General features: G+C 70.2%; 18 protein-coding genes. 2 read left to right on the top strand and 16 right to left on the bottom strand.

Annotated elements, in window-relative coordinates; all coding sequences use genetic code 11:
• Window positions 1–1,121: 1,121 nt before the first annotated feature.
• Window positions 1,122–4,262: an isoleucine--tRNA ligase gene (ileS, locus tag VXC91_RS00330; RefSeq protein ID WP_329504204.1), complete on the top strand. Its 3,141-nt coding sequence runs from the start codon at window positions 1,122–1,124 to the stop codon at window positions 4,260–4,262.
• A 202-nt stretch (window positions 4,263–4,464) separates the two neighbouring features.
• On the opposite strand, the gene VXC91_RS00325 is transcribed toward ileS, so the two are convergent.
• From VXC91_RS00325 to rsmH, 16 genes are all read right to left on the bottom strand, one after another.
• Complete coding sequence (locus VXC91_RS00325) at window positions 4,465–5,604, bottom strand: DivIVA domain-containing protein (protein ID WP_329504202.1); 1,140 nt, start codon at window positions 5,602–5,604, stop codon at window positions 4,465–4,467.
• Between the two features lie 52 nt (window positions 5,605–5,656).
• Window positions 5,657–5,947 (bottom strand): YggT family protein, encoded by a 291-nt coding sequence (locus VXC91_RS00320; RefSeq protein ID WP_059133220.1) that lies wholly within the window; start codon window positions 5,945–5,947, stop codon window positions 5,657–5,659.
• Window positions 5,948–5,997: 50 nt separating this feature from the next.
• The gene (locus VXC91_RS00315) at window positions 5,998–6,639 is read right to left on the bottom strand and encodes a cell division protein SepF (protein WP_329504197.1); all 642 of its coding nucleotides are present in this window, start codon (window positions 6,637–6,639) and stop codon (window positions 5,998–6,000) included.
• Between the two features lie 129 nt (window positions 6,640–6,768).
• Window positions 6,769–7,488: a YggS family pyridoxal phosphate-dependent enzyme gene (locus VXC91_RS00310; RefSeq protein ID WP_329504195.1), complete on the bottom strand. Its 720-nt coding sequence runs from the start codon at window positions 7,486–7,488 to the stop codon at window positions 6,769–6,771.
• Window positions 7,489–7,494: 6 nt separating this feature from the next.
• Entirely contained in the window at window positions 7,495–8,223 is a 729-nt protein-coding gene (gene pgeF, locus VXC91_RS00305) for a peptidoglycan editing factor PgeF (RefSeq protein ID WP_329504193.1), read from the bottom strand.
• Window positions 8,220–9,413 (bottom strand): cell division protein FtsZ, encoded by a 1,194-nt coding sequence (ftsZ, locus tag VXC91_RS00300; protein ID WP_329504191.1) that lies wholly within the window; start codon window positions 9,411–9,413, stop codon window positions 8,220–8,222. Before ftsZ ends, pgeF begins: the two co-directional genes overlap by 4 nt.
• Before the next feature lie 278 nt (window positions 9,414–9,691).
• Entirely contained in the window at window positions 9,692–10,468 is a 777-nt protein-coding gene (locus tag VXC91_RS00295) for a cell division protein FtsQ/DivIB (RefSeq protein WP_329504189.1), read from the bottom strand.
• A 91-nt stretch (window positions 10,469–10,559) separates the two neighbouring features.
• Window positions 10,560–11,657 carry an undecaprenyldiphospho-muramoylpentapeptide beta-N-acetylglucosaminyltransferase gene (gene murG / locus VXC91_RS00290; RefSeq protein ID WP_329504187.1) on the bottom strand — a complete coding sequence of 366 codons (1,098 nt, stop codon included), beginning with the start codon at window positions 11,655–11,657 and terminating at the stop codon, window positions 10,560–10,562.
• 6 nt (window positions 11,658–11,663) lie between these two features.
• The gene (gene ftsW, locus VXC91_RS00285; protein ID WP_329504185.1) at window positions 11,664–13,007 is read right to left on the bottom strand and encodes a putative lipid II flippase FtsW; all 1,344 of its coding nucleotides are present in this window, start codon (window positions 13,005–13,007) and stop codon (window positions 11,664–11,666) included.
• A gap of 125 nt (window positions 13,008–13,132) precedes the next feature.
• Window positions 13,133–14,560 (bottom strand): UDP-N-acetylmuramoyl-L-alanine--D-glutamate ligase, encoded by a 1,428-nt coding sequence (gene murD / locus VXC91_RS00280; protein WP_329504183.1) that lies wholly within the window; start codon window positions 14,558–14,560, stop codon window positions 13,133–13,135.
• Window positions 14,542–15,615, bottom strand: coding sequence for a phospho-N-acetylmuramoyl-pentapeptide-transferase (mraY, locus tag VXC91_RS00275; protein ID WP_329504181.1), 1,074 nt, complete (start codon window positions 15,613–15,615; stop codon window positions 14,542–14,544). The genes murD and mraY overlap by 19 nt, the downstream gene beginning before the upstream one ends.
• Entirely contained in the window at window positions 15,612–17,027 is a 1,416-nt protein-coding gene (locus VXC91_RS00270; RefSeq protein ID WP_329504180.1) for a UDP-N-acetylmuramoyl-tripeptide--D-alanyl-D-alanine ligase, read from the bottom strand. Before VXC91_RS00270 ends, mraY begins: the two co-directional genes overlap by 4 nt.
• Before the next feature lie 4 nt (window positions 17,028–17,031).
• Entirely contained in the window at window positions 17,032–18,552 is a 1,521-nt protein-coding gene (locus tag VXC91_RS00265) for a UDP-N-acetylmuramoyl-L-alanyl-D-glutamate--2,6-diaminopimelate ligase (RefSeq protein WP_329504178.1), read from the bottom strand.
• 221 nt (window positions 18,553–18,773) lie between these two features.
• A complete protein-coding gene (locus VXC91_RS00260; RefSeq protein ID WP_408057309.1) occupies window positions 18,774–20,777 on the bottom strand; it encodes a peptidoglycan D,D-transpeptidase FtsI family protein in 2,004 nt (667 codons plus the stop codon).
• A 5-nt stretch (window positions 20,778–20,782) separates the two neighbouring features.
• Window positions 20,783–21,325, bottom strand: a complete 543-nt coding sequence (locus VXC91_RS00255) for a septum formation initiator family protein (RefSeq protein WP_329504174.1) — start codon at window positions 21,323–21,325, stop codon at window positions 20,783–20,785.
• 198 nt (window positions 21,326–21,523) lie between these two features.
• On the bottom strand, window positions 21,524–22,480 hold the full coding sequence (gene rsmH / locus VXC91_RS00250) for a 16S rRNA (cytosine(1402)-N(4))-methyltransferase RsmH (protein ID WP_329504172.1): 957 nt from the start codon (window positions 22,478–22,480) through the stop codon (window positions 21,524–21,526).
• Between the two features lie 436 nt (window positions 22,481–22,916).
• Between rsmH and VXC91_RS00245 the strand changes: the two genes are divergently transcribed.
• A complete protein-coding gene (locus VXC91_RS00245) occupies window positions 22,917–23,459 on the top strand; it encodes a beta-class carbonic anhydrase (protein ID WP_329504171.1) in 543 nt (180 codons plus the stop codon).
• Window positions 23,460–23,500: the final 41 nt, after the last annotated feature.

Raw genomic sequence — 23,500 nt, 5'->3', positions numbered from 1 at the left:
CCGGCGGACGCCCGGGCTCTCGAATTCCCAGCGTTCCCAGCGCTCCGAACATTCCCGACATTCCCGGCAACCGACTTCCCGGCTACGGACTTCTTGGCGCCCGACTTCGCCGATGCCTTCCCCGCCGCGCCCACCGACGCGGACGAGGCCGCCTCCCTGGCGGGCGTCTCCCCGGCCCCGGCCTTCCGAGCAGCCGCCCGGCCGGCGTGCGGTGCCGCGACAGCCGTCCCCTTGCGGCCTCCCCGCGCATTTCCCGTGGCCCCGGGGTTTGCGGCCGCCCGCTGCCGGGCCGCCGCCTCCGCCGGCCCCCTCCCGGCCCTGGCGGCCCCGCCGACAGCCGCCCCCAGCTTCCTCACCAGCCCGGCCGTCCGGCTCATGGCCGCGTGGGCGTTCTTCTTCCCGCGCACGTCAGGGGCCGCCGACGCGCCGGAGCCAGTCGTATCGGCGGTTCTGCCGGACGACGACTGCTGTACGGCGGTCTTCTTCGCCACCATGGCCGCGGCCCCTTCACATATTGTGACCTTGCGCGCGAATCGTGCTGGGACGATAAATCGACTTCTGGCCCGCGGCAACGGGGGCACGCCACCGAATCGCCCGCCGCGGGCGAGCCGCACGACGAGCCTGCATCCCTTGTGCCCAGCTCTCCGCCCCGTAATCCGCCGGGCCCTGCGTCCTGGGATCCGGGCAGTGGGGCCGCGCCATTCGGGTCACCGACGGGCCCATGGTGCCCCTGGCCTCGGAAGGAGGAAAACCGGTCGGCCGCCGTCCGTGCGGGGCCGTACACTGGGCGGAGCGAGAAGCGTGGATGGGGACGAGTAGCGCCGTACGCAGCCATGAGCGATCCGGGGACGGTGGAAGCCCGGGGGCGAGCGCGACGTGAAGATCACCCCGGAGCCGCCGGAAGAAAGCCTTGGACAGTGGGCAGAGCCCATGGACCGTCCAGGGTCACTAGAACCGGCATCGCGACCCCAATGAGGGGGTTCACCGGCGCGTACACCGCACCGGGGAACCAAGGAGGGTGGTACCGCGGGAGCGCGCCGCACACGGCGTACGGGGAATGCAGACGATTCCCGGCTCTCGTCCCTCCGACGGAAGGCAGCACGTCCGCCGGAGGAAGATCGATGACGCAGTACCGCCAGGTGCCCGCCCAGGTCGACCTGCCCGCGCTCGAGCACGCGGTGCTCGACTTCTGGCGCGAGCAGAAGATCTTTGCCAAGAGCCTGGAGCAGTCCGAGGGCCGCCCCGAGTGGGTGTTCTACGAGGGCCCGCCCACCGCCAACGGCATGCCGGGTGCCCACCACATCGAGGCCCGCGTCTTCAAGGACGTCTTCCCTCGTTTCCGCACCATGCGCGGCTACCACGTGGCCCGCAAGGCCGGCTGGGACTGCCACGGCCTCCCGGTGGAGCTGGCGGTGGAGAAGGAGCTCGGCTTCAGCGGCAAGAAGGACATCGAGGCGTACGGCATCGCCGAGTTCAACGCCAAGTGCCGCGAGTCCGTCCTCCGCCACACCGACGCCTTCTCCGAGCTGACCACCCGCATGGGTTACTGGGTCGACCTCGACGAGGCCTACGTCACGATGGAGCCCGAGTACATCGAGTCGGTCTGGTGGTCGCTGAAGGAGATCTTCAACAAGGGCCTGCTGGTCCAGGACCACCGCGTCGCCCCCTGGTGCCCCCGCTGCGGCACGGGCCTGTCGGACCACGAGCTGGCCCAGGGCTACGAGACCGTCGTGGACCCGTCGGTCTATGTCCGTTTCCCGCTCACCTCCGGTCCGCTCGGCGGCGAGGCCGCGCTCCTGGTGTGGACGACGACCCCCTGGACGCTCGTCTCGAACACCGCGGTCGCCGCGCACCCCGAGGTCACCTACGTCGTCGCGACGAACGGCGAGGAGAAGCTCGTCGTCGCCGAGCCGCTCGTCGGCAAGGCGCTCGGCGAGGGCTGGGAGCCCACGGGCCAGACCTTCACCGGCGCCGAGATGGAGCGCTGGACGTACCAACGGCCCTTCGAGCTGGTGGAGTTCCCGGAGACCCCGGGCGGCACCCACTACGTGGTGAACGCCACGTACGTCACCACCGAGGACGGCACGGGTCTGGTCCACCAGTCCCCCGCCTTCGGTGAGGACGACCTCAAGGTCTGCCGCGCGTACGGCCTGCCCGTGGTCAACCCGGTGCGCGCCGACGGCACCTTCGAGGAAGACGTCCCGCTGGTCGGCGGCGTCTTCTTCAAGAAGGCGGACGAACGCCTCACCGAAGACCTCCAGCAGCGCGGTCGGCTCTTCAAGCACATCCCGTACGAGCACAGCTACCCGCACTGCTGGCGCTGCCACACCGCGCTGATCTACTACGCGCAGCCGTCGTGGTACATCCGCACCACGGCCGTCAAGGACCGCCTTCTCGAGGAGAACGAGAAGACCAACTGGTTCCCCGAGACGGTCAAGCACGGCCGCTACGGCGACTGGCTGACCAACAACATCGACTGGGCGCTGTCCCGCAACCGCTACTGGGGCACGCCGCTGCCGATCTGGCGCTGCGAGGACGACCACCTCACCGTCGTCGGCTCCCGCGCGGAGCTGACCGCGCTGACGGGCACCGACCAGTCGGAGCTCGACGCGCACCGCCCCTTCATCGACGAGGTCACCTTCGCCTGCCCGCAGTGCGACAGGACGGCCACGCGCGTACCGGAGGTCATCGACGCCTGGTACGACTCGGGTTCGATGCCGTTCGCGCAGTGGGGCTACCCGTACAAGAACAAGGAACTGTTCGAGTCCCGCTACCCGGCGCAGTTCATCTCCGAGGCCATCGACCAGACCCGCGGCTGGTTCTACACGTTGATGGCGGTCGGCACGCTGGTCTTCGACAGATCGGCGTACGAGAACGTCGTGTGCCTGGGCCACATCCTCGCCGAGGACGGCCGCAAGATGTCCAAGCACCTCGGCAACATCCTCCAGCCGATCCCGCTGATGGACCAGCACGGTGCGGACGCGGTGCGCTGGTTCATGGCGGCGGGCGGCTCCCCCTGGGCGGCTCGCCGCGTGGGCCACGGCACGATCCAGGAGGTCGTCCGCAAGACGCTGCTGACGTACTGGAACACGGTCGCCTTCCAGGCCCTGTACGCCCGCACCTCGAGCTGGGCTCCGAGCGAGGCCGACCCCGCCCCGGCCGACCGTCCGGTGCTGGACCGCTGGCTGCTGTCCGAGCTGCACGCGCTCACCGACCAGGTGACCGAGGCCCTGGAGTCCTACGACACCCAGCGCGCCGGCAAGCTCCTGTCGGCCTTCGTCGACGACCTGTCGAACTGGTACGTCCGCCGCTCGCGCCGTCGTTTCTGGCAGGGCGACAAGGCCGCGCTGCGCACGTTGCACGAGGTCCTCGAGACGGTCACCAAGCTGATGGCACCGGTCACCCCGTTCATCACCGAGCGGGTCTGGCAGGACCTGGTCGTGCCGGTGACCGCGGGTGCCCCCGAGTCGGTGCACCTGGCCCCCTGGCCGGAGACGGACCTGTCCGCGATCGACCCGGAGCTGTCACGGCAGATGGTGCTGGTGCGCCGACTCGTGGAGCTGGGCCGTGCCACACGCGCGGAGTCGGGCGTCAAGACGCGTCAGCCGCTGTCCCGCGCGCTGGTCGCGGTGGCGGGCTTCGAGACCCTGGACCCGGAGCTGCATTCGCAGATCACGGAAGAGCTGAACGTGGAGGCGCTCGCCTCCCTCGCCGAGGTCGGCGGCTCGCTGGTCGACACGACGGCGAAGGCGAACTTCCGCGCCCTGGGCAAGCGCTTCGGCAAGCGCGTCCAGGACGTGGCGAAGGCCGTCGCGAACGCGGACGCGGCAGCGCTGTCCCTGGCACTGCGCGAGGGCACGGCGTCGGTGGAGGTCGACGGGGAGACGGTCACCCTGGCCCCCGACGAGGTGATCATCACGGAGACCCCCCGCGAGGGCTGGTCGGTGGCGTCCGACTCCGGAGCGACGGTCGCCCTCGATCTGGAGATCACCGAGGAGTTGCGCCAGGCGGGCCTCGCCCGAGACGCGATCCGGCTGATCCAGGAAGCTCGCAAGAACAGCGGCCTGGACGTCGCCGACCGCATCGCACTCCGGTGGACCGCGACGGACCCCGCGGTCATCGCGGCCCTGAGCCGGCACTCGGGCCTGATCGCCGAGGAGGTCCTCGCCACGGACTTCGCCCAGGGCGAGGCGGACGGCACCTACGGTGAGCTCTTCACCGACGAGGGCCTCACCCTGGCGTTCCGCCTGCGCAAGGCGTAGCGCACACGACAACGCCCGGGCCCGCCGAAAAAATCTTGGCGGGCCCGGGCCTTCGGCGTGGTGTGCGTACGCACAACCGCTCCCACACCCGAACACCAGTGGCACACACCCCGAACGGGCGTAGCACAAGGGCGGGGCTCCGGATCGAGAATCCGGAGCCCCGCCCTGAATGCTGCCGACGCCTATGGCGTACTCAATGCCGTCAGTTGTCGTCCTCGTCGATGAGGAACCCACGCATCGGCGAGGGGGCCTGACCCATCGGCGACGGGCCCTGCGGACGGACCGGCGCCATCGGCTGGGTCATCGCCGGGGACATCTGCTGCTGACCTCCGTAGGACGGAGGGGCAGGTGCCGGGGCACCACCCATCGTCTGGTTGCCGCCGTACGACGGGGCGCCCGCCGGAGCCATCGACGGCGCCGCCGGCGAGGGCAGGGAGGCCGTGGCCGGGGTGCGCGGCGGGGCCAGCGAGTCGTCGGCCTGGGTCTCCAGCTGACGCAGCTGCGACTCCAGGTACGACTTCAGCCGCGTGCGGTACTCGCGCTCGAAGCCGCGCAGGTCCTCGACCTTGCGCTCCAGCGTGGCGCGGGCGGACTCCAGCGAGCCCATCGCGACACGGTGCTTCTCCTGCGCGTCCCGCTCCAAAGCGTCGGCCTTGGCCCGGGCGTCACGCTCCAGACCCTCGGCGCGGCTGCGGGCCTCGCCGACGATCTTGTTGGCCTCGGAGCGAGCCTCGGCGATCGCCTGGTCGGCGGTCTGCTGAGCCAGCGAGAGGACACGCGCGGCGCTGTCGCCGCCGGGACCCTGACCGGGCATACCCGGACCGCCCATGGGGCCGCCCATCGGGCCACCCATGGGGGCGCCCATCTGCTGCGGCATCGGGGGCTGACCCATCGGGCCCTGCCCCATGGGGCCCTGACCCATCGGGCCCTGACCCATCGGCCCCTGACCCATCGGGCCGGGACCCTGCGGACCGCCCTGTCCACCGGGGCCGGCGGGCAGCTGCGGTGCACCGCTGGGCAGCTGGGGCGGACCACCCATGGGGCCACCCATCTGCTGCTGCGGCGGGCCCGATATCCCGGCGGGCACGGGACCACCGGGACCCCGCATGCCCTGCGGCTGGTCCTGCGGCTCCGGCGGCTTGCGCATGTTCTGCTGGTTCTGCGCGGCGGCACGCGTGGCGGCGGCCAGCTTGGCGCGCAGATCCTCGTTCTCCCGCAGCAGGCGGGTCAGTTCGGCTTCGACCTCGTCGAGGAAGGCATCGACCTCGTCCTCGTCATAGCCTTCTCGGAGGCGGACGGTCGTGAACTGCTTGTTCCGCACGTCCTCGGGGGTCAACGGCATCTCTTCACCTCAACGTAGTCATCGGCAGTCGGCAAGACCGTATCGTCCACATTCACCTCGCGAGATTCCCCACGATGGAGATCAGGATGTAGACGATGATCATCAGAACGAAGAAGGACAGGTCGAGCGCCACGCCCCCGAGACGCAGCGGCGGGATGAACCGCCGCAGAAGCTTCAGCGGTGGATCGGTGACAGTGTAGGTGGCCTCCAGAACGACCACCATCGCCTTGCCGGGTTGCCATGAGCGGGCGAACTGGAAGACATAGTCCATGACCAACCGGAAAATCAGCACGACGAGGAAGCACATCAGCACGATGTAGACAACCTCCAGGAACACGCCCATGATCCGTGCTTCCCTCTCCCCTGTTTCCGCGCTCTTTCCGGTGGTGCGTCTCAGCTCTGGTTGAAGAACCCGCCCTCTGCGATGCGGGCCTTGTCCTCCGCTGTGACATCGACGTTAGCAGGCGACAACAGGAACACCTTCTGCGTCACCCGCTCGATGCTGCCATGAAGACCAAACACCAGACCGGCCGCAAAGTCGACAAGTCGCTTCGCATCTGTGTCGTCCATCTCAGTCAGATTCATGATCACCGGTGTGCCTTCACGGAAGTGTTCCCCGATGGTACGGGCCTCGTTGTAGGTCCGTGGGTGAAGCGTGGTGATCCGGTACGGCTCTCGTTCGGACACGACCTTGGGCATGATCACCGGCGCGTTCTTCTCCAGACTCTGGCGTTCTTGTGTGATGGACGCCACGGGGGCGATGCGCGCCGGACGTCCTGATTCCGCGGGAAGCGAAGCAGGTTGGGGCACCGGTTCCCGTGGCGCCGGCGGCTGGACCATTCGCACCGATTCGTCCCGTTGGGGCTGATGCGCCTGGTGCGACTGGTGTGACGGTTCGTGCCGCCTGCGGTCCCTCTCCGGCTCCGGGTCGAGCTCGGGCTCGAAGTCGTCGTCGGGGTCGAATCCCCGGCCGTCGTACCCATCGTCCTCCACGAGGCCGAGGTAGACCGCCATCTTGCGCATCGCGCCGGCCATGCTCTGAGTCCTCCGCTCTGTGGTGGATCGGCTGACGACCGCCAAGTGCCCGCGATCCACGAGGTCGTTACGCCCGCCTCTCAGCGGTAATGACCATATTTTCTGCTGTGGTCCGACTTCTTGGCGACGTTACCCGAGCCTGGGGCGGACTCCGAGTACCGCGGTGCCGACGCGCACATGTGTCGCCCCGGCAGCCACGGCCTGATCGAGGTCCGCACTCATTCCTGCCGAGACCATGGTTGCAGCCGGATGGGCTCGGCGCAGGTCGGTCGACAAATCCATCAACCGCTCGAACGCCGCCTGTTGACGCCCCGCGTACTCACCGGTGAGCGGTGCGACAATCATCAGTCCGTCCAGCCTCAGCCCCCCGGCGCCTGCGACAAGGTCGCCCAACTCTTCGATTCCCGCGGGCGCCACGCCTCCACGAACCCCCCGTCCGCTCTCGTCCGCGTCGAGCGCGACCTGGATGAGGCACCCCACCTCGCGCCCGGCCCGCACAGCCTCCCTCGAGAGTGCCGTCACGAGCTTCGATCGATCGACGGACTGCACGAGATCGGCATAACCGACCACGGATCGCACTTTGTTGGTCTGCAATTGACCGACGAAATGCCATGTAAGCGGCAGATCCGAGCAAGCCGCCGCCTTGGGCGCCGCGTCCTGATCGCGGTTCTCGGCGACGTGACGGACACCGAGTTCCGACAGAATCCGCACATCACTTGCGGGATAGGTCTTGGTGACCACGATGAGGGTCACCTCTTCCCGCTTGCGTCCCGCGGCCGCGCACGCCGCCGCAATACGTTCCTCTACTTTCGCGAGGTTCGCTGCGATTTGATCCTTGCGGTCCGTCATGCCCCATCAGTCCAGCCAGACATAGCCCGCGAGCCGCCCGGTGGTGCGGTCGCGGCGGTACGAGAAATGATCATCCGACTCCAGCGTGCACACCGGCGACTGCGCCCGGTCGCGCACCCCGAGCCGTTCGAGCTGCGCATGCACTCCGGCGCCCACGTCGACCGCCGGAGTGCCCCAGCTGGTCTCGGCGTGCGCCGTGGGCTCGACGGCTGCCACCTCGGCGCGCATCACCTCCGGCACCTCGTAGCACCGGCCGCAGACCGTGGGTCCCGTGCGGGCGACGATCCGGGACGGTTCGGCGCCCAGCTCCATCATCGCTCGCACCGCGGCGGGGACGACTCCGGCAACCATGCCGGGCCGGCCCGCGTGAGCGGCGGCCGCCACCCCGGCGACCGGATCGGCAAGCAGGACGGGGGTGCAGTCGGCGGTGAGCACGGCGAGTGCGAGACCGCGCCGGACGGTGACGATCGCGTCAACCTCGGGCACCGGCTTTTCACCCCAGGGCTCGTCGACCACCGCCACGTCCGCCCCGTGCACCTGGTTCATCCAGACCACTCGGCCGGGGTCGAGCCCCAGCGACTTCGCGGCCAGCTCGCGGTTGGTGCGGACGACGTCGGGGGTGTCGCCGACCGCGCCGCCGAGATTGAGCTCCTCGTACGGAGCGGCGCTCACCCCGCCCCACCTGTCGGTGAAGGCGAAGTGCGCGCCGCTCACGGTGTCGCGCTGTCCTATCACTTCAGGAAGTCCGGTACGTCCAGTTCCTCGGCCGCACTGTCCGAGTAGCTCCGCGACTGCGGAATCGGCGGCGGGGTGACCGGGAACTCACTCACCGGCTCCGGGGCGGGCTCCGGCAACTCCTTGGGCGTGACGCTGCCGAGCGAACCGAAGGACGGACGGCCCTCCGCCGGGCGCGCCGGCGTGGGCTCCTCGCGCCTCGCGGCGGACGAGCCGAGGACGTTCTCCCGCTTGGAGGGGGGCTGACCGCCGTCGAACCCGGCGGCGATCACGGTGACCCGCACCTCGTCGCCGAGGGCGTCGTCGATGACGGCACCGAAGATGATGTTCGCCTCCGGGTGCGCGGCCTCACTCACCAGCTGGGCGGCCTCGTTGATCTCGAAGAGACCGAGGTCGGAGCCGCCGGAGATGGACAGCAGCACACCGCGCGCGCCGTCGATGGACGCCTCGAGCAGCGGCGAGGAGATCGCCATCTCGGCCGCGGCCACCGCTCGGTCGTCGCCGCGGGCCGAGCCGATACCCATGAGAGCCGAACCGGCCTCGGACATGACGGACTTGACATCGGCGAAGTCGAGGTTGATCAGACCGGGGGTGGTGATGAGGTCCGTGATGCCCTGAACACCGGAGAGCAGGACCTGGTCCGCCGACTTGAAGGCGTCGAGGACGGAGACCTGGCGGTCCGAGATGGACAGCAGCCGGTCGTTCGGGATGACGATGAGGGTGTCGACCTCTTCGCGGAGCTCGGCGATGCCGTCCTCGGCCTGGTTGGCGCGACGCCGTCCTTCGAAGGTGAACGGCCGCGTGACCACGCCGATGGTGAGGGCGCCGAGGGAGCGCGCGATGTTGGCCACGACGGGCGCGCCGCCCGTGCCGGTGCCGCCGCCTTCACCGGCCGTCACGAAGACCATGTCGGCCCCCTTGAGGACCTCCTCGATCTCCTCGCGGTGGTCCTCGGCGGCCTTGCGGCCGACGGCCGGGTTGGCTCCGGCGCCGAGTCCGCGGGTGAGTTCGCGGCCGACGTCGAGCTTGACGTCGGCGTCGCTCATCAACAGGGCTTGCGCGTCGGTGTTGATGGCGATGAACTCGACGCCCTTGAGACCGACCTCGATCATCCGGTTGATGGCATTGACACCACCGCCGCCGACACCGATGACCTTGATGACTGCGAGGTAGTTCTGCGGTGCTGCCACGTCGAAGGCCTCTCGCCTCGAATTACGTTGCCGTCGTCCCGCGGCTGCCCCGCGGCTCGCCGGCAGATGCCGAATGGGACGGTCCGAACGCCGACCCGACCCTAACCCTGAAGTTTAGGGTTACCAGTGTGTCTGTTCCTTGGACTCTTCCGAACAGGACACTAAGTCGACAAGTGGCGCACGTTCAACGAACACGCCGAACCTCCCGTTTTTCTTTTCACCCTATGTGATCAGCCGTAGCGCTGCCCAACCAGGGTGCTGGCCTGCGCGGATGCGCGTCAACTCCCCGATGACGCAGGGGCGCTGGGGACACTTACGTCGAAGTGCCGGGCGCCGGAAGCGGCTTTCATCAGCGCGGACAGTGCGACCGCCTTGGCGCGGCCCTTCTCGACGCTGCCCCACTGAACCGTCCGTCCGCCGTTCAACTCCAGCGAGATGGAGTCGTAGGAACGGACCGTGACGGTCCGCATATCGTGGGCGACGGCGGCGGGAACGTCTCGGGCCACACGAGCCGCCGCACGGAGGAGGCGCCCGGAACCGAAGCGCCTCGCGGCGGCCGAGCGGTCCACCGTCAATTTCAGGGCGGGAACACCCTTCGGAGGGGTGGAAACCGTGGCGAAACGTGCACCGTTCCGGTCCACTTCGATGAACTTTCCCTCGCTAGCCAGGATCAGGACGGGGATGCGTTCGGTCACTTTCAGCCCGATTCCGTGGGGCCAGGAACGGGTGACGTCAACCAAGTCGATCCGAGGCAATTTCCGGCGCAAACGCGCCTCGATCACATCGGTGTCGAGAGAAATCAGGGGTGTGCCGAGCCGCACACCGGCGGCCTCGCGCACCTGCGCCCGGGTCAGGACGTGCGTCCCCGCGACGGAGACATGCTCCACCCGCAGCCACGGGGAGCCGTACAGCAGCCAGATGGAGCCGCCGCCCGTCAACACCAGCACAAGGAAAAGGATGATGAGCATACGGAGGTGCCGACGACGGGGCGGCCGGGGCGGGCCGGACTCCAGCTGCTGTCGTTCGCCGCGCTCTGCGGTCGTAGGTCCGGCCACGCACCCTCCTTCTCCCAGGCTCGGTTCTCCCACGACCCTCGGCCGGGGGTACCCCACCGTGTCGGCTCATTCGCCGTATGTGCACCCCATGTCAGCCGGCGGCTCGTGCCGAGGCGATCGCCTCGTACACCATGCCGACGAGCAGGTCGTCCGCGTCGCGGCGGCCGAACTCGGAGGCGGCGCGGGACATCTGGTACAGCCGGTGCGGGTCGGCGAGTACGGGCAGCACGTTCTGCTGGACCCACTCGGGAGTCAGCTCCGCGTCGTCGACCAGCAGTCCGCCGCCCGCCTTGACCACCGGCTGGGCGTTCAGCCGTTGTTCGCCGTTGCCGATGGGCAGCGGGACGTACGCGGCCGGAAGTCCGACGGCGGAGAGCTCTGCGACGGTCATCGCGCCCGCGCGGCAGAGCATCATGTCGGCCGCGGCGTACGCGAGATCCATCCGGTCCACGTACGGTACCGGGACATAGGGGGGCATCCCCGGCATCTGGTGCACGCGCGGCATTTCGTTCTTCGGCCCGACCGCGTGCAGGATCTGGATCCCGCATTGCTGCAGGTACGGGGCGGCCTGCTGGACCACCTCGTTGAGCCTGCGGGCACCCTGCGAGCCGCCGGAGACGAGCAGCGTCGGCAGGTTCGGGTCGAGTCCGAACGCGGCCCGGGCCTCCGGGCGCACGGCGGCGCGGTCCAGGGTGGCGATGGCACGGCGCAGCGGGATGCCGATGTAACGGGCACCGCGCAGCTTGCTGTCGGGGGTGGAGACGGCAACCTGGGCCGCGTACCGCGAACCGATCTTGTTGGCCAGACCGGGGCGCGCGTTGGCCTCGTGGATGACGATCGGCACACCGAGCCGCTTGGCGGCCAGGTAGCCGGGCAGGGCGACATAACCGCCGAAACCGACGACGACGTCTGCCTTGGTGCGCTCGAGGATCTGCTCGGCCGCCTTGATCGTGCCGCGCAGCCGCCCGGGGACCGTGATCAGCTCGGGGGTCGGCTTGCGCGGCAGGGGCACGGCGGGGATCAGCGCGAGTTCATAGCCTCGCTCGGGGACGAGCCGGGTCTCCAGGCCGCGCTCTGTGCCCAGGGCCGTGATCCCCACGGTCGGATCCTGCCTGCGCAGGGCGTCCGCGAGGGCGAGCGCGGGCTCGATGTGGCCGGCGGTCCCCCCACCGGCGAGTACGACATGCACCGAAATTCACCGCTCTCCGGACGAGCGCGCCGCCGAGGCACGCCGTCGCATCGTGTTCCATCTCCGAGACCCCGGAGGGCCTCCCGCCCGCTTTCTACCAAAGCGAGGTTGCCGCATCGCAAGCGCCGCCCGCGCAGCGGGCTCGTCGCGCGCGAAGGCGATCAGCAACCCGATGGCGAACATGGTCGGCAGCAGGGCGGATCCTCCGTAGGAGAACAGCGGAAGGGGAACGCCGGCGATCGGCAGCAGGCCGAGCACCGCACCGATGTTGATCACCGCCTGAGCAATGATCCAGGTCGTCACGCCTCCCGCGGCATACCTCACGAAGGGGTCCTCCGTGTGTCCGGCCACGCGGATACCCGCATAGCCTAGAGCCGCGAAGAGGGCGAGCACCGACAGCGTCCCCGCGAGACCCAGTTCCTCACCGGTGACGGCGAAGATGAAGTCGGTGTGCGCTTCGGGGAGTTGACCCCATTTCTCCACACTCGCCCCGAGTCCGGAACCGAAAATTCCGCCGGACGCCAGAGCGTAGATGCCATGCACGGCCTGCCAGCAGTCGGCGGGGCCCGTCTGGGGCTCGGTGGCACCGATGCAGGCGAGGCGGGCCATGCGGTTCGGGCTGGTCTTGATCAGGATGACGCCGATCGTGGCCGCGATGGACAGCACCGCGACGAACATCCGGGTCGGTGCCCCGGCCAGCCACAGCAGCCCGAAGAGGATCGCGGTCAGGATGATGGCCGTGCCCATGTCGCCGCCGAGCATGATCAGCCCGAGCAGCAGGAAGGCCACCGGGACCAGTGGCACGAGCATGTGCTTCCACTGTGTGAGCAGCCGCTTGTCCTGCTTGCGGGCGATCAGGTCGGCGCCCCACAGGACGAGGGCGAGCTTGCCGAACTCGCTGGGCTGGATCTGGAAGGAACCACCGAGCGAGATCCAGTTCTGGTTGCCGTTGACCGCCATCCCTATCCCGGGCACCTGCACCAGTGCCATCAGGAAGACGGCACCCGCCAGCATCGGGTACGCCAGCGCCCGGTGCAGCTTCACGGGCATCCGCGAGGCGACGAACAGCAGCACGGCACCGATGGAGGCGGCGAGGAACTGCTTCCGGAAGAAGTACGACCCCGGCAGCGACATCTGCAGCGCGGTGATCTGCGAAGCAGAGTAGACCATCACCAGACCCAGCACAGTGATCAGCAGGCTTCCGCCGAGGATCAGGTAGTAGGCGGTGAGCGGCCGGTCCCAGGCCCGCCGGGCGCGGGTGAGGAGACGGGCCGCGGGGTGGTCGCGCGGGAGGCGGGGACGGGTGGGCCGCCCGGCCGGCCGCTGGACCGCACGGCTACTGGATGCCACCGGTCACCTCGCCGCACCAAGCGGTGCCGGCGGCGGACAGCCGCCCGCCAAACACCGACCACGATGGCGTCGTCACGCGTCCCTCCCAGGGTCCCGGGCGCGCCCGGACCGACCGGGACCCGCCGTCAGGCGCCCGCGGCGCCGAGTTCGCGTACGGCCTCCGCGAACGCGTCCCCGCGCTTGTTGTAGTTCGCGAACATGTCCATGGAGGCGCAAGCGGGAGCCAACAGCACCGTGTCCCCGGGGTGTGCCAGCCGTCGCGCCTCCCGCACGGCCGCACGCATCGCCCCAGTGTCGGCCCGGTCGAGGTCGACGACGGGTACTTCCGGGGCGTGTCGCACGAGGGCTTCACCGATCAGCGCGCGATCCTCACCGATCAGCACCACACCGCGAAGCCGCTTCGCCGACCTGGCGACCAGTTCGTCGAAGGTGGCGCCCTTGGCGAGCCCGCCCGCGATCCACACGATCGACTCGTACGCCGCCAACGAGGCTTCCGCCGCATGGGTGTTGGTGGCCTTGGAGTCGTCGACGTAGGCGACCCCGTCCACGTCCGCCACATGCGCGATGCGGTGGGCGTCCGGGGTGAAGGACCGCAGCCCCTCCCGTACGGCTCCGGCGGGCACCCCGAAGGCCCGCGCGAGGGCCGCCGCGGCAAGGGCGTTGGCGACGTTGTGCGGGGCCGGCGGGTTGACGTCGGAGACCTCGGCCAGCTCCTGCGCGCTCTTCTGCCGGTCCTCGACGAAGGCGCGGTCGACCAGAATGCCGTCCACGACGCCGAATTGGGACGGAGCGGGCGTGCCCAGCGTGAAGCCGATCGCCCGGCAGCCCTCTTCGACGTCCGCCTCGCGCACCAGGTCCTCGGTCGCCCTGTCGGCGACGTTGTAGACGCAGGCGACCCGATTGCCCTCGTAGATACGGCCCTTGTCGGCGGCGTACGCCTCCATCGAGCCGTGCCAGTCGAGGTGGTCGGGCGCCAGATTGAGCACGGCGGCGGAGTGGGCCCGCAGCGACGGGGCCCAGTGGAGCTGGTAGCTCGACAGCTCCACCGCGAGGACGTCGTACTGCTCCTCGCCGAGGACGACGTCCAGCAGCGATACCCCGATGTTTCCGACGGCGGCCGTGCGCAGACCCGCCGCCCGCAGGATCGAGGCGAGCATCTGCACGGTGGTGGTCTTGCCGTTGGTCCCCGTGACCGCGAGCCAGGGGGCCGCGTCGGGCCCCCTCAGCCGCCAGGCCAGCTCGACGTCGCCCCAGACCGGGACGCCGGCCTCGGCCGCCGCCGCGAACAGCGGCTTGTCCGGCCTCCAGCCGGGCGCGGTGACGATCAGCTCGGTGCCCTCGGGCAGGGTGGCGCCGTCGCCGAGGCGGACCGTGATGCCGAGCACCTCCAGCTCGGCGGCCTGTGCCCGGGCCCGCTCGTCGTCGCCGTCGTTCACGACCGTGACGCGAGCGCCGAGCCCGTTCAGCACCTTGGCCGCCGGGACGCCGGAGACGCCGAGGCCGGCGACGGTGACGTGCTTCCCTTGCCAGTGGGTCACTTTTCCGCTGCCCATCCCGCGTAGAAGATGCCAAGACCCACGATCACGCAGATGCCCTGAATGATCCAGAAGCGGACTACGACCAGGACCTCGGACCAGCCCTTGAGCTCGAAATGGTGCTGGAGTGGAGCCATGCGGAAGACACGGCGGCCGGTGAGACGGAACGAGCCGACCTGGATGACGACCGACATCGTGATCAGGACGAAGAGGCCGCCCAGCAGCGCGAGCAGCAGTTCGGTGCGGGAGCAGATCGCGAGGCCGGCGAGCGCGCCGCCGAGAGCCAGCGATCCGGTGTCACCCATGAAGATCTTGGCGGGCGAGGTGTTCCACCACAGGAAGCCGAGGCAGGCGCCCATCAGCGCGGAGGAGACCACGGCCAGGTCGAGTGGGTCGCGTACCTCGTAGCAGGCGGCCGGGTTGGTCAGGGTCTGCGCGTTGGCGCAGGACTCCTGGAACTGCCAGACGCCGATGAACGTGTACGCGCCGAAGACGAGCACGGAGGCACCGGTGGCGAGGCCGTCGAGACCGTCGGTGAGGTTCACGCCGTTCGACATCGCGAGGATCATGAACAGCGCCCAGATCACGAACAGCACCGGGCCGATCGTCCAGCCGAAGTCCTGGACGAAGGAGAGCTTGGTGGACGCCGGGGTGTTGCCGCGGGCGTCGGCGAACTGCAGAGCCAGTACGGCGAAGGCGATGCCGACGATCAGCTGGCCGGCCATCTTCGCCTTGGCCCGCAGACCGAGTGAGCGCCGCTTGACGATCTTGATGTAGTCGTCGAGGAAACCGACCAGGCCCATGCCGGCCATCAGGCCGAGGACCAGCACCCCGGAGAAGGTCGGCGGCTTGCCCGTGATCACCTTGGACAGGAAGTACGCGGCGATCGTCGCCAGGATGAAGGCGATGCCACCCATGGTCGGCGTACCGCGCTTGCTGTGGTGCTCACGCGGGCCGTCGTCGCGGATGTACTGGCCGTAGCCCTTGCGGGCCAGCAGCTTGATCAGCAGCGGAGTGCCGATGAGGGTCAGGAAGAGGCCAATGACTCCTGCGAACAGGATCTGCTTCATCATCGGGCGGCAACCTCACCCTCGGCACCGGTCTCGAGCAGCGCCTGGGCCACACTCTCGAGCCCGACCGACCGGGACGCCTTCACGAGTACGACGTCCCCTGGGCGCAGCTCGCTGCGCAACAGGTCGACCGCCGCCTGTGCGTCGGACACGTGCACCGACTCCTCACCCCACGAACCCTCGTTATATGCGCCCAGTTGCAGCCAGGACGCTTCCCTGCCCCCGACCGCGACGAGCTTGCTGACGTTGAGCCGGACGGCGAGCCGTCCGACCGCGTCGTGCTCGGCGAGCGCCTCGTCCCCGAGCTCGGCCATCTTGCCGAGCACCGCCCACGTGCGACGTCCCTTGCCCATCGCCACGAGCGTGCGCAGTGCGGCTCGCATGGACTCGGGGTTCGCGTTGTAGGCGTCGTTGACGACCGTCACGCCGTCCGGGCGCTCGGTGACCTCCATCCGCCAACGGGAGAGGGTGCCCGCCTCGGAGAGAGCGGTTGCGATCTCTTCCGCGGACATGCCCAGCTCATGGGCGACGGCGGCCGCGGCGAGCGCGTTCGACACGTGGTGCTCACCGTACAGGCGCATGGTCACATCGCTGCACCCGGAGGGTGTGTGAAGGCTGAAGGCCGGCTGTCCACTGACCGTGAGTCTCACGTTCTCAGCGCGAACGTCCGCTTCGTCGGACTCTCCGAAAAGGACCACCTTCGCCGGCGTACGGGAGGCCATGGCCCGGACGAGCGGATCGTCGGCGTTGAGCACCGCGACGCCGCCCTCGTCCTTGGAGGGGAGGCTTTCGACGAGTTCGCCCTTCGCCAGCGCGATCTGCTCCCGGCCGCCGAACTCGCCGATGTGGGCGGTCCCGACGTTCAGCACCAGTCCGATCCTCGGCGGCGTCAGGCCGGCGAGGTAGCGGATGTGGCCGATCCCCCGCGCGCCCATCTCCAGCACGAGGAACCTCGTCTCCTCGGTGGCGCCGAGGGCCGTGAGCGGCAGCCCGATCTCGTTGTTGAGCGAGCCGGGGGTCCACACGGTCGGCGCCTTGCGCTGGAGCACCTGGGCGATGAGGTCCTTGGTGCTGGTCTTGCCGGCGGAACCGGTGAGGGCCACGAGGGTCGCCCCCAGCCGCCGCACCACGTGGCGTGCGAGAGCCCCGAGGGCGGCCTGTACGTCGTCCACGACGATCGCGGGCACGCCGACGGGGCGGGACGCCAGGACGGCTGCGGCGCCCGCCTCGATCACCGCTGGTGCGAAGTCGTGCCCGTCCACACGCTCGCCGACGAAGGCGACGAACAGGCCGCCGGGCTCCACCTCGCGGGAGTCCCGGACGACCGGTGCGGCGACCTGAACGGACGGGTCCGGTATGTCATGCATCTGCCCGCCGACGACTGTGGCGATCTCGGCGAGGGAGAGGGCGATCACAAGTTCATCCCTGGGTCTTCTGGATAGCTTCGCGAAGCACCTGGCGGTCGTCGAAGGGACGGACCACTCCGGCGATGTCCTGGCCCTGTTCGTGGCCCTTGCCCGCGACCAGCACGGTGTCCCCGGGCCGCGCGCGGGCGACGGCGGCGGCGATGGCGGCGGCCCGGTCCTCGAGGACCTGCACCTCGCCGCGTTCGTGTGCGGGTACGGAGGCCGCGCCCTCGAGCATGGTCGCAAGGATCGCGAGGGGATCCTCGGAGCGAGGGTTGTCGGAGGTCAGCACCGCGGTGTCGGCGAGCCGGGCCGCGGCGGCACCCATCGGGGCGCGCTTCGTGGCGTCCCGGTCGCCGCCGCAGCCGAGCACGACGTGCAGCTTGCCCTCGGTGACCTTGCGCAGGGCGCGCAGCACCGATTCGACGGCGTCGGTCTTGTGGGCGTAGTCGACCACCGCGAGATAGGGCTGCCCGGCGTCCACGCGCTCCAGGCGGCCCGGGACGCCCGGCACGGCGGCGATGCCGTCGGCGGCGGTCTGCGGGTCGATCCCGGCCGTGGCGAGGGCGACGATCGCGGCGAGGCTGTTGGCCACGTTGAAGGGACCCGGGAGCGGCGACTTGGCGGAGATCCGCTGGTCCTCGGGGCCGAGGACGGTGAAGGTCGAGTCCAGCGGGCCGACCCGGACGTCCTCGGCGCGCCAGTCGGCGTCAGGGTGGCCCTCGGCCGAGAACGTGACGACCGGGACGCCGGCCTCCTTCAGGAGCCTGCGGCCGTACTCGTCGTCGAAGTTGACGACGCCGATCCGGCTGCGCTTCTCGGTGAACAGCTGCGCCTTGGCCCGGTAGTAGTCCTCCATGTCGGCGTGGAACTCCATGTGTTCCGGGCTGAGGTTGGTGAAGACCGCGACGTCGAAGACGCAGCCGTCGACCCGGCCGAGGACCAGCGCGTGGCTGGAGACCTCCATGGCGACCGCCTCGACCCCGCGTTCGCGCATGACCGCGAACAGGGCCTGCAGGTCCGTGGCTTCGGGCGTGGTGCGCTCGGACTTGATGCGCTCGTCGCCGATGCGCATCTCGACCGTGCCGATGAGCCCGGTGCTGCGGGTGGTTTGCAGCCCGCCCTCGACGAGGTAGGCGGTCGTGGTCTTGCCGGAGGTGCCCGTGATGCCGATCTGGAGAAGATCCCGTCCCGGGTGGCCGTAGATCGTCGTCGCCAGCTCGCCCATCCGCCCGCGCGGATCGTCCACGACCAGGACCGGAAGCCCGGTGGCGGCGGCGCGCTCGGCGCCCGTGGGGTCTGTCAGCACGGCGACCGCGCCGAGGCCGGCGGCCTGGGTGACGAAATCGGCACCGTGCAGCCGGGCACCGGGGAGCGCGGCGTACAGGTCGCCCGGGCGGACGGCACGCGAGTCATGAGTGATGCCCGTGACGTCGGCGGGGCGCTCCGGTGCGGCGACACCCAGCTGACCGGCGAGCTCCGCAAGGGATGTGGCGGTGACCCGAACCGGTCGCGGCGGGCCCGGATATGTCACGGAAGCGCCTTTCTGGGACGTAGGGGGGGACTGATCAGCGTGTGGCACGGCGGTGAGCGTACCGGGCGTGCACCCGCCGGGGCTAAAAGGGAGCCCGCGCGCAGTGCCCTCCACCGCGGGTGGTGGGGGGAGGCAGGTGGGCGAGGACGGGGCGTGGTTCCCGGGATCGGGGGTGATCGATGTCACGAGCTGGTTCCTGGTCGGTCTTCCCGTAGTGCTGGTCATGGCGTGAACGTGACGGGCAGGTTCGCGGCCGCGGCCCCGGTGGGCGGGACCTGGAGGGTTTTCAGGGCGAACTCCATGACCTGTCTGAAGACGGGGCCGCAGATCTGACCGCCGAAGTAGCTGCCCGTGGTGGCGTTCTGGATGGCGCAGTACACGGTGACGCGTGGGTTGTCCGCGGGGGCGAACCCGGCGAAGGAGGAGGTGTAACCGCGGTACTTGCCGGTGGCCGGATCCACTCGGTTCGCCGTACCCGTCTTGCCGGCGACCCGGTAGCCGGGGATACGGGCCTTGACGCCCGTGCCCTCCCGGTCGTCCACGACGGACTCCAGCATCCGGGCGACGGTCTTCGCCGTCTTGTCGCTGACGACCCTGGTCTCCTCCGGCTTCGTGGCCGGCGTGAAGCGGCCGTCCGGGTCCTTGGTGCCACGCACCAGGGTCGGCTCGATACGGACGCCACCGTTGGCGATGGTCGAGTAGACGGAGGCGGCCTGGACCGCGTTGATCGACACGCCCTGGCCGAAAGGAATCGTGTACTGCTGCGACGTCGACCACTTCTCGGGCGGTGCCAGGATCCCGCTGGTCTCACCGGGGAACCCCAGGCCTGTGGGGCTGCCGATGCCGAATTTGCGCAGGTACGAATAGAGGACCCGGTTGGCCTCCGGCTGCGTCTTGCCGAGCTGGCCGGTCGCCAGGATGGTGCCGATGTTGCTGGACTTGGCGAGGACCCCGTTCAGCGTCAGATTCCAGGTCTCGTGGTCGACGTCGTCCTGGAAGAGCCGGTCGCCGCGGTGCAGCCGGTTGGGCACGACGACGTGGGTCATCGGGGTGGCGACGTTCTCCTGCAGCACCGCGGCCATCGCCATGACCTTGGCGGTGGAGCCGGGCTCGTACGCGTCCTGGACGGACGCGTTGCCCAGGGCCGTGACATTGGCCTTGGACAGGTCGTTGGGGTCGAAGCCGGGCGAGTTCGCCATGGCGAGGATCTGGCCGGTGCGGGTGTCCTGCACCACCACGTACCCGCGGTCCGCCCGGGACGCCTTCACCTGCTGGGTGATGGCGTTCTGCGCCGCCCACTGGATGTCGCGTTCGATGGTCAGCTCGACGTCGGAGCCGGCCACGGCCGGCGTCTCGGCGGAGCCCGCCGTGGGCACCAGACGACCGCCCGACTGCGCGTAGCGGATCTTGCCGTCCTTGCCGGCCAGCTCCTTGTTCAGCTGCTGCTCGATGCCGCCGCCGCCCTCGCCCTCGGCGTTGACCCAGCCCAGTATCCCGGCGGCGAGGTCACCGTTCGGATACACGCGCATGCTGGTGGGCTCCGCGAGGACGCCGGCGAGGACGTTGACCGTCCGCTTGTCGGTCCTGGCCTTGTCGGCGAGCGTGTTCTTCAGGTCCTTGATCTGGTTCCACACCTGCGGGGTCCGGCGGTGGGCCAGCAGGACATAGCGGGTGTGCGGGGTCCTGAGCTTCTTGGTGACCGCGGTGGTGTCCCGTCCGATGATCGGGGCGAGCAGCGCGGCGGCCTGTTCGGGGGCGTCGGGGGTCCCGGTCGCCTTCGGCGTGAACAGCGTCGGGTCGGCCGTGATGTCGTACGCGTCCACGCTGGTCGCGAGCTCCACCCCGTTTCGGTCCGTGATCTCGCCCCGTACGGCGGCCAGGGTGCGGCCCACATAGCGGTTCTGGTCGGCCTTGGCGGCGTATGCGCTCGCGTCCACGGCCTGCACCTGGAGCAGCCGCACGACGAAGACGAGCAGCACCAGGGTCAGGGCGAGGCCGACCATGCGCAGCCGCGGGCGGGGGCTGCCGAGCCGGATGCGCGGGGCGGGCCCGCGGGCCGGGACGGGGCGGCGCGCGGGGCGGGCGCCGGGGGCCGGGCGACGCCGGGCGTCGGGGCGCACGGGCCGTGCGGACTGCGCGGGCCGTGCGGGCCGTGCGGGCCGTGCGGGCCGTCCGGACCGCGCGGGGCCGGGCACACGGCGGCGCGGCGGTTCCCTGTCGGACACTTCCGTCACCTGCCGGGGGTCGTGGAGGGGCGTGCGGGCGGAGTGGAGGGCGCGGTGGTGGTGGGCGCGGGCGGGGAGGCCGTCGCCGCACGGGGGCTCGACGACGGCGACGGGGTGCCGCTCGGGTAGGGGCTGAGCACCTCGGGCGGGCGCACGGCCGCGGGGCTCGCCGTGGACTGCTCGGCGGCGGCCGAGGGGACGCCCTTGACGGTGCCGTCGGGGTTGAGGAAGGCGGGATCGCCGCCAGGGACCATGCCGAGTTCGCGGGCGCGGCGCTGAAGCGCGTCGGGTGCCGAGTAGGCGTCGACGTCCCGCTGCAGGGCCTGCTCCTCGTCGGTGAGGCTCTTGGTCTGCCTCTGCAGATCGTCGAGCTTGAACGCGCCCTCGCTGAGCGCGGAGTTCAGCACGAGGAGCCCGATGAGCCCGCCGCCGAGCAACAGGACGACGAGCAGCACGAAGGGGGTGCGTGCGGCACCGGCGCCACCGCCGATGGGAATCAACCGTGCGAGCCGGGCGGCCCGCCCCTTGAGTTCGGGTTTCCTGCTCACGCACCCTCCCCCCGCGCCGCCATGCCCCTACGCCTCCTCTTCGGCAACCGCGACGCCCGGGGCGGCCCGGTGGGGCCGGAAAGCAGCTCCGCCCGGGACGGGTCGGGTGCCTCCGGCCGGGGCGGGGGACCCTCGGCGGCCCCGCAGCCCGGGCGCACGCCGGCTCTCCCGGTCACTCGCCCACCCCTTTCGTCCGGCTCACTCGGCATCCTCGCGGATGCGCTCGGCGCCACGCAGACGCGCCGGGGCCGCCCGGCGGTTCTCGGCGACCTCCTCCTCGGTGGGAAGTTCGGCACCGCGGGTGAGGAGCTTGAGCCTGGGCTGGTAGCGCTCGGGGACGACCGGCAGCCCCGGCGGTGCGGTGGTCGCGGCGCCCGCCGCAAAGACCTGCTTGACCAGACGGTCCTCGAGCGAGTGGTAGGAGAGGACGGCGATCCGACCACCGACGGCGAGCGCCTTCACGGCCGCCGGGATCGCCCTCTCCAGGACGGCGAGTTCGCCGTTGACCTCGATGCGCAGTGCCTGGAACGTGCGCTTGGCCGGGTTCCCACCGGTCCGCTTCGCCGCCTGCGGCAGCGCGTCCCGGATCAGTTCCACGAGCCGGGCACTGGTGGTGAACGGCTCCTTCTCGCGCTCCCGCACGATGGCGGAGACGATCCGCTTGGCCTGCTTCTCCTCGCCGTAGGCCCGCAGGATCCGCACGAGTTCGCCCGCCGGATAGGTGTTGAGGACCTCGGCGGCACTCAGCCCCGTCGTCTGGTCCATCCGCATGTCCAGCGGGGCGTCCTGCGCGTATGCGAAACCGCGCTCCGCCTCGTCGAGTTGCATGGACGACACGCCGAGATCGAAGAGCACACCCTGGACGCGCGCGATGCCCAGCCGGTCGAGCACGACGGGGAGTTCGTCGTAGACCGCGTGCACCAGGGTGGCGCGTTCCCCGAACGGTGCAAGCCGCTCCCCTGACAGGCGCAACGCCTCCTTGTCGCGGTCGAGCCCCACCAGTCGGACCTCGGGGAAGCGCGTCAGCAGCGCCTCGCTGTGACCGCCGAGCCCGAGGGTGCAGTCGACGACGACCGCCCCAGGCTCGGCGAGGGCCGGGGCCAGCATGTCCAGACACCGCCCGAGCATGACGGGCACGTGTCGACTCTTGCTCAAGGAGGCCTCTCAGATCCGGCGCGACGGGGTCCGCACCACCGGGTCTCCGCCCGCTCGCAAGGGGGAGGGCCTGCCGGCGCCGGAAGCGTCAGCCGACCGGGAGCGGGAGGAGGCCGAGCCGTACGTACGCGCCGCGCACGCGGGGGAGAAACCGACGCGCGGCCGGTGTCTCCGGGGGAAACAGTCCGCAGGAAAGCCGTCTCGCCTCCCGCTTCGCGTCACTTTAGTCCACCCTGTCTTGCGGTCAATCAACCGCCCTGCGCGTCGCGCGCCCGGGCCTCGCGGCGGGGCGGTTCGACGGGATCCACCCCGTCCGGCGGAGGTTCCGCCCGGGGTTCCACCGACTGTGTGGGTTGCCTCACAACAAGTACATGTGGCGTTCTTTGTCCGCTCTCACAGCAGGCCCCGATCGACCGTGACCAGTAACGTCATGGGTATGACGACTTCCGCATCCGTTCCCGCCGGTCCCGAAGGCGCCATAGTCGGCACCGTCACCGATCGCCTCGTCGACGCCAACGAGCGGTACGCCGACGCGTTCACCGATCCCGGGATGGACGCCCGTCCCGTGCTCCGTGTCGCGGTCGTGGCGTGCATGGACGCCCGGCTCGACCTGCACGCCGCACTCGGCCTCGAACTGGGCGACTGCCACACCATCCGCAACGCGGGCGGCGTCGTCACCGACGACGTGATCCGCTCCCTCACGATCAGCCAGCGGGCGCTCGGTACCCGCAGCGTCGTCCTCATCCACCACACCGGCTGCGGCCTCGAGTCCCTGACCGAGGAGTTCCGGCACGACCTGGAGATGGAGGTGGGCCAGCGTCCGGCCTGGGCGGTCGAGGCCTTCCGCAATGTCGACCAGGACGTACGGCAGTCGATGCAGCGCGTGCGCACCTCCCCGTTCCTGCTGCACACGGACGACGTGCGCGGCTTCGTCTTCGATGTGAAGACGGGCCTGCTGCGGGAGATCGACCCCGCGTGACGGGTCGGCCGGCGCCCGTCGCGTCACCACGCCTGTCTTGC

Source organism: Streptomyces chiangmaiensis, assembly GCF_036281785.1.
Taxonomy (GTDB): Bacteria; Actinomycetota; Actinomycetes; order Streptomycetales; family Streptomycetaceae; genus Streptomyces; species Streptomyces chiangmaiensis.
This window is presented reverse-complemented; position numbering and strand designations above follow the sequence as displayed.